At 68.9% G+C, this 12,622-nt stretch carries 14 protein-coding genes; 2 read left to right on the top strand and 12 right to left on the bottom strand.

Annotation, left to right across the window (positions count from 1 at the left end; translation table 11 throughout):
* Position 1: 1 nt before the first annotated feature.
* The 9 genes from rplS to ffh form a co-directional block, all read right to left on the bottom strand.
* Positions 2-361 (bottom strand): 50S ribosomal protein L19, encoded by a 360-nt coding sequence (gene rplS, locus AC1MFI_RS11940; RefSeq protein ID WP_479817103.1) that lies wholly within the window; start codon positions 359-361, stop codon positions 2-4.
* A gap of 212 nt (positions 362-573) precedes the next feature.
* Complete coding sequence (gene trmD, locus AC1MFI_RS11935; protein ID WP_479817101.1) at positions 574-1,365, bottom strand: tRNA (guanosine(37)-N1)-methyltransferase TrmD; 792 nt, start codon at positions 1,363-1,365, stop codon at positions 574-576.
* Complete coding sequence (gene rimM / locus AC1MFI_RS11930) at positions 1,365-1,955, bottom strand: ribosome maturation factor RimM (RefSeq protein WP_479817099.1); 591 nt, start codon at positions 1,953-1,955, stop codon at positions 1,365-1,367. Before rimM ends, trmD begins: the two co-directional genes overlap by 1 nt.
* A gap of 115 nt (positions 1,956-2,070) precedes the next feature.
* Positions 2,071-2,316, bottom strand: coding sequence for an RNA-binding protein (locus AC1MFI_RS11925; RefSeq protein ID WP_104118497.1), 246 nt, complete (start codon positions 2,314-2,316; stop codon positions 2,071-2,073).
* 1 nt (position 2,317) lies between these two features.
* Positions 2,318-2,722 carry a 30S ribosomal protein S16 gene (gene rpsP / locus AC1MFI_RS11920; RefSeq protein ID WP_104118496.1) on the bottom strand — a complete coding sequence of 135 codons (405 nt, stop codon included), beginning with the start codon at positions 2,720-2,722 and terminating at the stop codon, positions 2,318-2,320.
* A 154-nt stretch (positions 2,723-2,876) separates the two neighbouring features.
* A complete protein-coding gene (locus tag AC1MFI_RS11915; RefSeq protein ID WP_479817097.1) occupies positions 2,877-3,776 on the bottom strand; it encodes a VOC family protein in 900 nt (299 codons plus the stop codon).
* A 68-nt stretch (positions 3,777-3,844) separates the two neighbouring features.
* Positions 3,845-4,954: an amidohydrolase family protein gene (locus tag AC1MFI_RS11910; RefSeq protein WP_479820867.1), complete on the bottom strand. Its 1,110-nt coding sequence runs from the start codon at positions 4,952-4,954 to the stop codon at positions 3,845-3,847.
* Positions 4,955-4,976: 22 nt separating this feature from the next.
* Entirely contained in the window at positions 4,977-5,684 is a 708-nt protein-coding gene (locus AC1MFI_RS11905; protein ID WP_479820866.1) for an alpha/beta fold hydrolase, read from the bottom strand.
* 46 nt (positions 5,685-5,730) lie between these two features.
* Positions 5,731-7,314: a signal recognition particle protein gene (ffh, locus tag AC1MFI_RS11900; protein ID WP_479817096.1), complete on the bottom strand. Its 1,584-nt coding sequence runs from the start codon at positions 7,312-7,314 to the stop codon at positions 5,731-5,733.
* 187 nt (positions 7,315-7,501) lie between these two features.
* Here ffh and AC1MFI_RS11895 point away from each other — a divergent pair, with 187 nt between their 5' ends.
* Both AC1MFI_RS11895 and AC1MFI_RS11890 read left to right on the top strand, forming a co-directional pair.
* Positions 7,502-8,944: a glucose-6-phosphate dehydrogenase gene (locus tag AC1MFI_RS11895; protein ID WP_479817094.1), complete on the top strand. Its 1,443-nt coding sequence runs from the start codon at positions 7,502-7,504 to the stop codon at positions 8,942-8,944.
* A gap of 149 nt (positions 8,945-9,093) precedes the next feature.
* Positions 9,094-9,288, top strand: a complete 195-nt coding sequence (locus AC1MFI_RS11890; protein ID WP_479817093.1) for a hypothetical protein — start codon at positions 9,094-9,096, stop codon at positions 9,286-9,288.
* 255 nt (positions 9,289-9,543) lie between these two features.
* Here AC1MFI_RS11890 and AC1MFI_RS11885 read toward each other — a convergent pair whose 3' ends face one another.
* The 3 genes from AC1MFI_RS11885 to ftsY all read right to left on the bottom strand — a co-directional run bounded on the left by AC1MFI_RS11885 (position 9,544) and on the right by ftsY (position 12,609).
* Positions 9,544-9,882: a P-II family nitrogen regulator gene (locus AC1MFI_RS11885; RefSeq protein ID WP_055773303.1), complete on the bottom strand. Its 339-nt coding sequence runs from the start codon at positions 9,880-9,882 to the stop codon at positions 9,544-9,546.
* The gene (locus AC1MFI_RS11880) at positions 9,879-11,210 is read right to left on the bottom strand and encodes an ammonium transporter (RefSeq protein ID WP_479817092.1); all 1,332 of its coding nucleotides are present in this window, start codon (positions 11,208-11,210) and stop codon (positions 9,879-9,881) included. The genes AC1MFI_RS11885 and AC1MFI_RS11880 overlap by 4 nt, the downstream gene beginning before the upstream one ends.
* A gap of 205 nt (positions 11,211-11,415) precedes the next feature.
* The gene (ftsY, locus tag AC1MFI_RS11875) at positions 11,416-12,609 is read right to left on the bottom strand and encodes a signal recognition particle-docking protein FtsY (protein ID WP_479817091.1); all 1,194 of its coding nucleotides are present in this window, start codon (positions 12,607-12,609) and stop codon (positions 11,416-11,418) included.
* Positions 12,610-12,622 lie beyond the last annotated feature (13 nt).

Genomic DNA, 12,622 nt, shown 5'->3' with positions numbered 1-12,622 from the left:
ATTACTTGACCGTCTTGGGGTCGCGCTTTTCCTTGATCTTCGCTGCCTTGCCGCGCAGTTCGCGCATGTAGTACAGCTTGGCGCGGCGCACATCGCCCTTGGAGACGATCTCGATCTTGTCGAGGACCGGGCTGTGCACGGGGAACGTACGCTCCACGCCGACACCGAAGCTCACCTTGCGGACCGTGAAGGTCTCGCGGATGCCGTCGCCCTGGCGACCGAGGACGAAGCCCTTGAAGATCTGAACACGGGTGTTCTTGCCTTCGATGATGTTGACGTGGACGTTGACGGTGTCACCGGCGCGGAAGTCCGGGACGTTGTCGCGGAAGGATCCGGCGTCAACGGAATCGAGAATATGCATATTCTTGCTCCTGGTGAGCGCCACAGGTCACTCACGTGGGTTGCAGCGGACAAGGACGGGACGAACAGTCCCGGCAATACCGCCGAAGTAGGGTTCCCGGCCGATCCGATGGTTCGGAGGCCGGTGTGGAACTGTTGGCCGGACGCCCCCTGCGGCAGGGCCCGGCCCAGTGGACACAATCTACGATTATTCCACAGCGGTGGCACCAACTGCTAATGCGGCGGCCGCGTGAGCCTGCCGTCGATGACCTCGAATCCCGCCTCGCGCAGAGCCTTGAGGTCCGCCTTCCCCAGGGCCGGCGCATCGACACCGGCGAGCAGGTCGGGCCGGCGCTCGGCCGTCCTCCGGAACTGCTCGAGGCGCCGCCACTGCGCGATCTTCGCGTGGTTGCCGCTCAGGAGCACCTCGGGGATCCCCCTCCCCCGCCAGGAGGACGGCTTGGTGTACACCGGGTACTCGAGCAGCCCGTCGGAATGGGACTCCTCGACGAGGGACGCCGGATTGCCGACCACACCGGGGATGAGCCTGCCCACGGCTTCGACCATCGCGAGGACGGCCACTTCCCCGCCGTTGAGCACGTAGTCGCCGAGGGAGACCAGCCGGACGTCGAATTCCCCACGGGCCCAGTCGATGGCGCGCTCGTCGATCCCCTCGTACCGGCCGCAGGCGAAGACCAGGTGCTCCAGCTCGGCGAACTCGTACGCCATCGCCTGATCGAAGACGGCGCCCGCGGGTGATGGCACGATCAGCGTGGGACGCCGTTCCGCAGCGGGCGCCTGCGACAGTACTGCCTCGAGTGCCTGCGCCCATGGCTCGGGTTTCATGACCATGCCGGCCCCGCCGCCGTAGGGGGTGTCGTCCACCGTCCGGTGACGGTCGGTGGTGAAGGTGCGGAGATCGTGCACCTGGATGTCGAGGACGCCGTCCTGCCGGGCCTTGCCGATCAAGGACAGATCGAGTGCGGCGAGGTACTCGGGGAAGATCGAGACGACGTCGATGCGCACTAGTCGCGAGCCCCGCCGGATGCGTCGCTGCCGGGGCCGGATGCGATGTCGTCGCCGTCGTCGGGCGCCTGGTTCGAGCCCGGGGTGTTTAGGTCGAAGAGTCCTGCCGGCGGGACGATCGTCACGAAGCCGCCCGCCGGGTCGACGTCGGGCACGATCGCGCCGACGAACGGGACGAACGCCTCGTGCCCGTCCGCGAGCTCGACGACCAGGAGGTCCTGGACGGTCATGGTCCGCAAGCCCGTCACCCTGCCCACGGAGACGCCGTCGACGCGCGCGTCGAGTCCCACGAGTTCGTGCTCGTACCAGGCGTCGTCATCGTCGTCGCCGGCGTCGTCGGCGTCGATGAAGAGCTGCGCTCCGCGCAGCGTCTCGGCCTGATTGCGGTCGGGGACCTGCTCGAAGCCGACGATGAGGATGTCCTTGTTCCACCGCGCCTTCAGAACGGTCAGTTCGGACACGGAAGCGCCCTCGACCCGGAAGGTCCCACCCGGTTCGAAGCGGTCCTCCGGTGCGTCGGTGAACAGCTGGACGGTCACCTCGCCCCGAATGCCGTGGGGCTTCCCGATCCGCGCTACGAGTACTTCCATCGTGGTGCTCCTGCTGGTTGTGCCGCCGGTGGTGTGCGGGCGATAGACGATCGGCCCCACCGCCAGGTCCTGGTGGTGGGGCCGATCATGATGCGTTCTTGAAGCTCCGGGAACGTCAGCCCCTGCGGCGGTCGGTGTCCACGACGTCGACGCGTACGGGCTCACCGTCCGCGAGGGCTGCCACCACGGTGCGCAGCGCACGCGCTGTCCGCCCCTGGCGTCCGATCACACGGCCGAGGTCCTCCTGGTGGACCCGGACCTCGAGCGTCTCACCGCGGCGGTTGTTCTTCGCGGACACCCGGACGTCGTCCGGATTGTCGACGATGCCGCGCACGAGGTGCTCCAGAGCTTCGGCGAGCAACTTACTCCGCCTCGGTTGCTTCCGCAGCGGCGTCGTCGTTCTTCTTCGCCTTCGGCGTGATGGCCTCGGGGACGATCACGGAACCCTTCTCGGGTGCGACGAACGATTCCTTGGCTGCCTTGGTCCTCAGGGTGCCTTCCTGGCCCTTGAGTCCCTTGAACTTCTGCCAGTCACCGGTGATCTTCAGCAGGACGGAGACCTGCTCGGTCGGCTGGGCGCCGACTCCGAGCCAGTACTGCGCACGCTCGGAGTTGATCTCGATGAACGAGGGCTCCTCGGTGGGGTTGTACTTGCCGATCTCTTCGAGGGCACGGCCATCACGCTTGGAGCGTGCATCCATGACGACGACACGGTAGAACGGTGCGCGGATCTTGCCCATGCGCTTGAGGCGAATCTTTACGGCCACTTGTGTGGTCACTCCTTGTAAATGAAAAGGGGCGAACCCGTCATCCTGCTCCCGTGGGGCGGGCCATTCAGAGGGGTTCAAAGGACACAATTCGCGCACAGAGAGAGGGGCTGTACGGATCGAGTACGAATCCATTGTGCCAGACGGCCGTTCATTAGGCGATTCCGCCGGGCGCGTCGGCCACGGCGACCCGCAACCGGTTCCGCCACGGGTCCTCGAAGCGGAGCTCCGCCCCCGTATGGTGGCTCGTGATCCCCGCGTGCGCGAGGCGATCGGCCAGCGCCCCCACCTCATCCGCCACAGGTACGCGGATGAGGACCTCACCGAGACCGAGGGTGTCCTTCCGGGGCCCGGCGCCCCTGCTGTTCCAGACGTTCATGGCCATGTGGTGGTGGTACCCCCCGGCCGAGACGAAGAGCGCCTGGTCGTGCCAGCCCGCGGTCCGTTCGAATCCCAGCACATCGACGTAGAAGCGACGGGCGGTCTCCACGTCGCCCACCTGGAGATGGACATGACCGACCTCCGCACTCTTCGCCTCCGGGTGCGCTGCCGCGTCCTCGGTGAGGTGCTCCTCGATGTACTCCCGGGGCGGAAGCGGAAGGCTGTCCATCACCACCGTGCGGTTGCCGAGCCCATCCCGGGCCCAGTCCCAGGTGTCGCGGGGCCGGTCGAAGTACAGCTCGATCCCGTTGCCCTCCGGGTCGCTGAAGTAGAACGCCTCGCTCACGAGGTGGTCGGCGCTGCCCGCGAAGAAAGTCAGGGGATGCTGCGCCGCGGAGGCGACGACGGCCGCCAGATCCGCACGATCGGCGAACAGGAGGGCGGTGTGGAACAGGCCGGCCGCTCCGCGCTGCGGCAGGTGCAGGTGGCGCGCGGACTCGAGCCGGACGACCGCGCTCCCCCGACGCCCGAGCACGACGACGTCGGCGCCGTCCTCGAGCACCTCGAGCCCGAGAGCGGTGGCGTAGTAGGTGGACATGAGGGCGAGGTCACCGACCTTGAGCGTCAGCGCGCCCATGGCGGTGTCGGCGGGCAAGAGATCCTGCGGGGGCATCCGGGCTCCTTGGACTGTGGCGAAGGGGAAAGTACGTTGCACAGACGACAACTACTTGAAGCTTCAACTCATTCCGTGGGAAGCCGCTCGATCAGGTGTCCGCGCAGGACGACGGACCGCAGCGACGCCAGGGCGCTGACGTCCTCGCGCGGATCGCGGGAGCAGACCACCGCGTCGGCGCTCGCCCCTTCCTCGATGCCGGGGAATCCCAGCCAGGTCCGGGCCGACCAGCAGGCCGCGTCGAGCGCCGCCGTGGCACCCAGTCCTGCCGCGGCCAGCGCGGCGACCTCGTCGGGGAGCCGGCCGTGGGCTATGACGCTGCCGGCGTCGGTCCCGGCATACACGGGGATGCCGGCGTCGTGCGCGCGGAGCACCATGTCCTGCCGACCGCCCCATAGACGGCGCATGTGCGCTGCATAGTCCGGGTACCTGCCGGCGGCGCTGTCGGCGATCGCGGGGAATGTATCGATGTTGACCAGTGTCGGGACGATCGCGACGCCCTGTTCGACGAACCGCGGGATGTGCCGGGGAAGCATCCCGGTGGCGTGCTCGATGCAGTCGATGCCGGCGTCGAGCATGCCGTCCAGCGCCTCGGCCGCGAAGCAGTGCGCCGTGACTCGGGCGCCCTCCGCGTGGGCGGCGTCGACGGCGTCCTTCAACGCCTCCGGAGGGAAGGCGGGCGCCAGGTCCCCGATCGAGCGGTCGATCCAGTCCCCCACGATCTTGACCCAGCCGTCCCCGCGCCGTGCCTGTTCGGCGACGGCGGCGGCGAGTTCCACGGGTTCCACCTCGACGGCGTAATCGCGGAAGTAGCGGCGGGTCCGCGCCACATGGCGGCCGGCCCGCACCAGCTGCGGCAGGTCCTTCCGCTGCTGCACCCAGCGTGTGTCGTTGACGACGCCCGCATCGCGGATGAGCAGGGTGCCCGCATCGCGGTCCCGGATTGCCTGCTGTTCCGCCAGATCGTCCGGCACGAGGCCGCGCCGGTCGAGGCCGACATGGCAGTGCGCGTCGACGAGGCCGGGCAGGACCCAGCCCTCCAGGATGCGTGACGGAGCCCCCGGCGGGCGCGTGAACGTGAAGAGCCCGTCCTGTACGTACACGTCGGACACGGAGCGCGACGGCGACAGCAGCACGGTGCCGGTCAGGTGCAGGAAACCGGGCGGAGTGCCGTTCATGGCGCTGATCGAAGGCAACCGGTCACGCGGCCTCCTGGCGGCCGGCCGCACGGAGGAAGGCACGGATCAGCGCGTCACCCTCCGGGGTGTCGTGCGGGCGGTGGCCGCCGGGCGCGACCCGGTGCACGGCTCCGGTGCCGGCCAGGTACTCGGCGACCTCTTCGTACAGGGGCTCCCAGCCTCCCGTCAGGACGAGGGTCGGGACCCCGGGCACGATCGACAGGGGTGCCTCCCAGGGCGGGCTCTGCAGGCGCAGCCTGGCGGCGTCGCGACGAGCATCCGCCGTCGTGGGCATCCGGGCGTCCGCGGCGAAGACGCGCCGCACGAACGAGCGGAGGAACTCGTCGTCCGACAGGGCATGACGCTGGGCGAACAGCGGCGCCATCAGCTCGATGTGCGCCTTGGTGGCCGGCAGGTCCGCCGTCAGCGAGAGGCATGCGGGCTCGACCAGCGTGAGTGTGCGGACCAGCTCAGGTCGCTCGACGGCGAGCATCATGGCGGAGACGGCGCCCTGGGAGTGGGCGACGACATGGCCGCCGTCCCCCAGGGCGTCCGCGATGATCTCCTGGTCGCGCCCATGATCGGTCGGCTGGGGGTCCGCGTCCGTGGCGAAGCCGTGCCGCCGCAGGTAGAGGCAGTCGAAGTCGAGCGACAGCCCGTGCTGCTTCGGCCAGGCCGCAGCACCGAAGCCGCCGCTGCCATGGACGAAGACCACGCGCTCGAGGTTCAGCACCGCGCCTGCTCCGGCACCCGGTGCGGGTCAGCCACCGCCCGCGCTACTTCCCGAGGAACTTCTCGAAGCCCTTGGGCAGGTTCATCGCCGCTGGATCGAAGTCCTGCTGGCCACCGAAGGCGGCGCCGGTCGGCGCTGCCGTCCGGGCTGCCGCACGCCGGGCCTCCGCCTCCTGCAGCTCCTGCGCGGCCTTCGCGGGGTTACCCGAGCGGGGCTTCTTCTTGCCCTTGGCAGCAGCGGCCTTGGTCTTGCGCGGACCTCCGAAACCACCCGGACCCGCCATACCAGGCATTCCCGGGATACCCCCGCCGGAGGCCATCTTCTTCATCATCTTCTGCGCCTGCGTGAAGCGCTCGAGCAGGCCGTTGACCTCGGACACGTGCACGCCCGAACCGCGGGCGATCCTGGCGCGGCGGGAGCCGTTGATGATCTTGGGCGCCAGCCGTTCGTGCGGGGTCATCGAACGGACGATCGCCTCGACGCGGTCGATCTCGCGCTCGTCGAAGTTCTCCAGCTGCTCCCGCATATTGGCCGCGCCCGGCATCATCATGAGCATCTTCTTCATGGAGCCCATGTTGCGGATCTGCTGCATCTGGGCGAGGAAGTCGTCGAGGGTGAAGTCCTCCTGGTCGGCGAACTTCTTCGCCATCCGGGCCGCCTCGTCCTTGTCCCAGGACTGCTCCGCCTGCTCGATCAGGGTGAGGATGTCGCCCATGTCGAGGATCCGCGAAGCCATCCGGTCCGGGTGGAACAGCTCGAAGTCGCCCAGGCCCTCGCCGGTGGAGGCGAACATGACGGGCTTGCCGGTGACGGAGGCCACCGAGAGGGCGGCACCACCGCGGGCGTCGCCGTCGAGCTTGGTCAGGACGACGCCGGTGAAGTCGACGCCCTCGTTGAAGGCGAGCGCGGTGTTGACGGCGTCCTGGCCGATCATCGCGTCGATGACGAACAGCACCTCGTCGGGGGAGATGGCGGCGCGGATGTCCGCGGCCTGCTGCATGAGCTCGGCGTCCACGCCCAGGCGGCCTGCGGTGTCGACGATGACGACGTCGTGAAGGCGTGCGCGGGCCTCGGCGACACCCTGGCGAGCGACGGCGACCGGGTCGCCGGTGGCGGACTCGAACTCGGAGCTGACGCCGGGGTGGGGGGCGTACACGGGAACGCCTGCGCGCTCACCGTTGACCTGGAGCTGCCGGACGGCGTTCGGCCGCTGGAGGTCGCAGGCCACGAGCAGCGGGCTGTGGCCCTGGCCTTTCAGCCATTTGGACAGCTTGCCGGCGAGCGTCGTCTTTCCCGCACCCTGCAGGCCGGCCAGCATGATGACGGTCGGCGGGTTCTTGGCGAGCCGGATGCGCCGGGTCTCCCCGCCGAGGATCCCGACGAGTTCCTCGTTGACGATCTTGACGACCTGCTGGCCCGGGTTCAGCGCCTGGGACACCTCGAGGCCGAGGGCCCGCTCCTTGATGGCGGCCGTGAAGGCCCGGACCACGGGGACGGCGACGTCGGCGTCGAGCAGGGCGCGCCGGATCTCGCGGACCGTGGCGTCGATGTCCGCCTCGGTGAGGCGGCCCTTGCCGCGGAGGTTCTTGAAGGTCGCAGTCAGCCGGTCGGAGAGTGAATTGAACACGTGCTGTGGACTTCTTTCATCAGGAAGTAGAGAGACTCAACTCCCTAGGGTATCAACTGGGGGTGGTGGAGGGATGACCGGGCACACCATCACGGCGCTGCTCCTGCGCCGTGCGCAACTGCCGACGCATCGGCCGCGTGCCGGACCCGCGCGGGACACGCGCGGGGATAAGTGGCAAGGTGAAGAGGTGGATACTCACTCGCTCGCAGAACATGACACCATTCCCGCCGTAGCCGATACCCGCGTGAGGACGCTGCTGATCCTGGGCGCCTCGGGCGACCTGACGGGCCGCCTGCTGCTCCCCGGACTGGCACGGCTGATCCGCCTCGGGCGCGCCGACGGACTGAAGCTCGTGGGAGCAGGATCCGACGACTGGACCGATGAGCAGTGGCGCGAGCGCATCGACGGTGCCTTCGCCGCCGCTCTGGACAAGGCGGACGACGCCGGCCGGGCCTCGCTCCAGCAGGTGCGCGACGACAGCTCCTACCACTTCATCGACGTGACGCAGGACGGCCTGGCCGGCCTCGTCCGGACGCTCGACGGACCGGTGGCGATCTACTTCGCGCTGCCCCCGTCCGTCAGCCAGAAGGCGTGCAGCGCTCTGGGCCCGAATTCCCTGCCGAAGAGCACCCGCCTGGTCATGGAGAAGCCGTTCGGAACGGACCAGGCCAGCGCACACAGCCTCAACGACAAGCTGGCGAAGCTGGTCCCGGAGCAGAACATCCACCGCGTGGACCACTTCCTCGGCAAGGCGACCGTCTTCAACATCCTCGGCCTGCGCTTCGCCAACCGCATCCTCGAGCCGGTGTGGAACAACCTGCACATCGAGAAGGTCGAGGTGATCTTCGACGAGGACCTCGCCCTCGAGAACCGCGCGCGCTACTACGACGGCGCCGGCGCCCTGCGCGACATGATCCAGAGCCATCTGCTCCACGTCATGGCGCTGCTGGCGCTGAATGCGCCGTCCACCCTGCATGAACGGGACCTCCGCGACCACATCGGGTCGGTGCTCCGGGCCAGCACCGTGGACCTCGATGCCCCGGGCAGCAGTCGACGCGCGCGCTACGCGGCGGGCGTGATCGGCGATCGGCAGATCCCGGACTACGCCGCCGAGCCCGGTGTCGATGCCTCGAAGGGTACCGAGACCCTCGCCGAGGTCACGGTGTCGATCAACAACGAGCGCTGGTCCGGCGTCCCGTTCGTCCTGCGGTCCGGCAAGGCGCTGGGAGCCAAGCGCAAGGAAGCCGTGATCACGTTCCGGCCCGTCAGCCACCTGCCCGGTGGGTTCACGGGCCAGGATGCGCCGACCAAGCTGCGCATCGGGTTCGGCCCCGACACACTGCAGCTCGAACTCGACGTCAACGGACCGGGCGACATCTTCTCCCTCGACCGGGCGACGCTGAGCGCCGACCTGAACCAGACGGATCTCCTGCCGTACGGCGAGGTCCTCGACGGCGTGCTCGCCGGCGATCCGACTCTCTCCGTCCGCGGGGACACGGCAGAGGACTGCTGGCGGATCGTGGAGCCCGTGCTCAGGGCCTGGTCGGAGAACCGGGTTCCGCTCGAGGAGTACGGGGCGGGCTCGGCAGGACCCGAGGCCTGGCCCTCCTCGCACGGTCATAAGGGCTGAGGAGCAGGAGCCCCGGCGAGGCCGGTGCTTGCCCGCTCGGGCCGCGTCTCGGACCAGCAACTCCCGAACTGCTCGTAGGCCTCGGAGAGCCGGCCCTCCATCCCGGCCTGCGCCATGCCGTCCCACGCCTCCATGCTCGGATAGACGGCATGGGCGCTGATCCGGGTCCTGCCGTCGGCCAGCTCCTCGAAGGTCGTGGACTCGATGCTGACGACGTCCGGATAGCCGTCGTACTAAAGGTCTGGATCGCGGAATCGTTCTCCCGGACGCTGTGGAACCCTCCGCTGGACAGATGGCCGATGCCGTCCGGGCGGGCCGGTGCTGGGCGTCGCGCGTACGCGTGACGAGTTCGGCTCGGCAGGCGCCCAAAAGGCTATGTCGAGGCGCTCGTCGTCCACCACGGGGAACACTCCTGATCTTCCGCCGTCATCCTGGCCAGCCTTCTCGTTGATCAGCCGACCGGCTGTTCGGGCCAGAACCCTGTCCTCTGGCCGGCAGGGGGCGGACTCTTCCTGCTTCACTCCGGGTCCAGGACGGCAGGACGCCCGGCCGGGTGTCCCGGTCGGGCGTCCTGCGTCGTGCAGTGTGGAGAGGCTTCCCTACAGGGCCGCGTCCCCGCGCTCGCCCGTGCGCACCCGGACGGCCTCCTCGACGGGGATCACCCAGACCTTGCCGTCCCCGGCACGGCCGGTGTTCGCCGTGGAGACCAGGACGTCGACGATGTCGGTGACCCAGGCGTCCGCGACGAGGACCTCGACGCGTGCCTTCTGGAGGAGATCCACCGTGTACTCGGCCCCCCGGTAGACCTCCGTGTGGCCGCGCTGGCGGCCGTAGCCGCTCGCCTGGCTGACCGTGAGGCCCTGCACGCCGTAGTTCTCCAGGGCGCCCCTGACGCCGTCGAGCTTGTCCGGGCGGACGATTGCTGTGACCAGTTTCATGAATGTACGCCCTCCGTGACGCTCTGCTGGGTGGTCTGCTGCTGTGCGGTCTTCTGCTGGGTGAACATCTGCTCCGCGAACGGGTGGAAGGATCCGCCCACTCCCAGTCCGCCGAACTCGTAGGCGGTCTCGGCGTGCTCCGAGAGGTCCACTCCGGACACCTCGTTGTCGGCGCTGACCCGGAATCCGATGGTCTTGTGGATGGCGAGCCCGATGATCGCGGTCATGATCGCGGACAGGGCGATCGCGATGGCGGCCGCCACGATCTGCGCGACGAGCTGGCCTGCGCCACCGCCGTAGAAGAGTCCGCCGCCCTCGCCGTCGACCGGCAGCATGATGAAGCCGATGGACAGGGTGCCGAGGATGCCGGCGACGAGGTGCACCGCGACGACGTCGAGCGAGTCGTCGAACCCGAGGCGGTACTTGAGGCCGACGGCCAGGGCGCACACGGCGCCGGAGACGAGGCCGAGGCAGACGGCACCGACGGGGCTGACGTTGGCGCAGGCCGGGGTGATGGCCACGAGGCCCGCCACAATGCCGGACGCTGCTCCGAGGGATGTGGGGCGACCGTCGCGGACGCGCTCGGTCATGAGCCAGCCGACCATGGCCGCCGCGGGGGCCGCCATCGTGTTGATCCAGATGAGGCCCGCCTCCTCGGCCGTTCCCGCTGCTCCACCGTTGAAGCCGAACCAGCCGAACCACAGGAGTGCGGCACCGAGCATCACGATCGGGATGTTGTGGGGGCGCTGGGCCGGGTCCTTGCCGAACCCCTGGCGCTTGCCGAGGATCAGGGCGAGGACGAGAGCGGCGACACCGGCACTGATGTGCACGACGGTGCCTCCTGCGAAGTCGATCGCCTCACCCACGGCACCGCCCACGGCACCGTCAGCACTGAGGAGCCCACCGCCCCACACCATGAAGGCGAGCGGGCAGTAGACCGCGGTGACCCAGATGGGGACGAAGACCACCCACGCGCCGAACTTGGCGCGGTCGGCGATCGCACCACTGATGAGGGCGACCGTGATGATGGCGAAGGTGGCCCCGTAGCCGGCGCCGATGAGGTCCTCGGTGCCGAGGAGGTCCGTCAGGCCGAAGGAGGCGAAGGGGTTGCCGAAGAGCTGTGCGACGCCGTCCCCGCCGGTCATCGAGTAGCCCCAGAGGACCCAGACGACGCCCACGAGTCCGACGGCGATGAAGCTCATCATCATCATGTTCAGGGCGGCCTTGGCGCGGGTCATGCCGCCGTAGAAGAAGGCGAGGCCGGGGGTCATGAGGAGTACGAGGGCGGCTGAGATCATCACCCAGACGTGACCTGCTGTCAGATCCATCAAACACGATCCTTCCAAAGGGGCGGGGACTTCCCGCTCCTCCAGAATGCGATGTGCGTGTTTCCGTCCCTGGGGCATCACATTGCCGGGAAGTTACATCACTCTCACCGACGTAAAAGACGCATGACGTCCATGTTTCCGGCAGGTTTCCCTCTCGCCGGGTCCTTGCCGGCCGGCCGGTCGTGGCCTATGCGCCCGCCTCCGCCTAGTTCAGCAGCGCGTCGACGAAGCTCTCGGCGTCGAAGGGCGCGAGGTCGTCAGCGCCCTCGCCCAGGCCGATCAGCTTCACCGGCACCCCGAGGCTGCGCTGGATGGCCACCACGATGCCGCCCTTCGCGGTCCCGTCCAGCTTGGTCAGGACGATGCCGCTGATGTTCACCACCTCGGCGAACACACGGGCCTGGGTCAGTCCGTTCTGGCCCGTCGTCGCATCGAGTACCAGCAGGACCTCGTCCACCGTGCCCTGCTTCTCGACCACGCGCTTGACCTTGCCGAGTTCGTCCATGAGCCCGACCTTGTTCTGCAGTCGCCCGGCGGTGTCGATCAGGACGACGTCCACCTCCTGCTCGATCCCTGCCTTGACCGCCTCGAAGGCGACCGACGCGGGATCGGCGCCGTCGACGTCGGACTTGACCGTCGGGACGCCCACGCGGGCTCCCCACGTGGCCAGCTGCTCGGCGGCGGCAGCACGGAACGTGTCCGCCGCGCCGAGGAGCACATCCTTGTCGTCGGCGACCAGCACGCGGGCGAGCTTGCCCACCGTGGTGGTCTTGCCCACCCCGTTGACGCCGACCACCATCACGATCGCGGGACGGTCCGCGTGGCGCTGCGTGGCGAGCGAGCGGTCCATCGACGGATCGACGAGCTTCACGAGCTCCTCCCGGAGCATGTCCTTGACCTCGGCGGGGCTGCGGCTGCCGGCGACCTTCACGCGCTCGCGCAGGGCGTCCACGAGCTCCATGGTCGGTTCGGTACCCAGGTCCGCCATGAGGAGTGTCTCCTCGACCTCGTCCCAGACGTCCTCGTCGATCCTGTCACGGGACAGCAGCGCGAGCAGGCCCTTGCCGAGGGCGTTGTTCGATCGCACCAGGCGCGCCCGAAGGCGGGCGAGCCGGCCCTGCACGGGGTCGACGGTGTCGAACCGGGGCGCCGGGGGCGCCTCCTCGAGTCCGCTGAGATCGTCGGGGACGAGTACGTCCGGCGTCACGCCGTCCGGTCGGTCCAGGACCTCCGTGGAGGTGGACCCGTGGGCACCGCCGGCCACCTGGTCGTCGGGATCCCTCGGGGAGGAGTACAGGCCCGGAGGCGTCCGCCTGCCGCGGAGCAGGAGGACGGCGACCGACCCGATCACGGCGATCGCGAGGATGACGAAGATGACGGGCAGAAGGATGTCGTTCACTGATCCACCTTCT

It is taken from the genome of Arthrobacter sp. BC5, assembly GCF_056680255.1.
This window is presented reverse-complemented; position numbering and strand designations above follow the sequence as displayed.

What these genes read in the sequence shown, in the direction of transcription:
- rplS (WP_479817103.1), bottom strand. Translation starts at nt 361, where the DNA reads ATGCATATTCTCGATTCCGTTGACGCCGGATCCTTCCGCGACAACGTC.
- rimM (WP_479817099.1), bottom strand. Translation starts at nt 1,955, where the DNA reads ATGGAAGTACTCGTAGCGCGGATCGGGAAGCCCCACGGCATTCGGGGC.
- AC1MFI_RS11915 (WP_479817097.1), bottom strand. Translation starts at nt 3,776, where the DNA reads ATGCCCCCGCAGGATCTCTTGCCCGCCGACACCGCCATGGGCGCGCTG.
- AC1MFI_RS11910 (WP_479820867.1), bottom strand. Translation starts at nt 4,954, where the DNA reads ATGAACGGCACTCCGCCCGGTTTCCTGCACCTGACCGGCACCGTGCTG.
- AC1MFI_RS11890 (WP_479817093.1), top strand. Translation starts at nt 9,094, where the DNA reads ATGGGCGCTGATCCGGGTCCTGCCGTCGGCCAGCTCCTCGAAGGTCGT.
- AC1MFI_RS11885 (WP_055773303.1), bottom strand. Translation starts at nt 9,882, where the DNA reads ATGAAACTGGTCACAGCAATCGTCCGCCCGGACAAGCTCGACGGCGTC.
- AC1MFI_RS11880 (WP_479817092.1), bottom strand. Translation starts at nt 11,210, where the DNA reads ATGGATCTGACAGCAGGTCACGTCTGGGTGATGATCTCAGCCGCCCTC.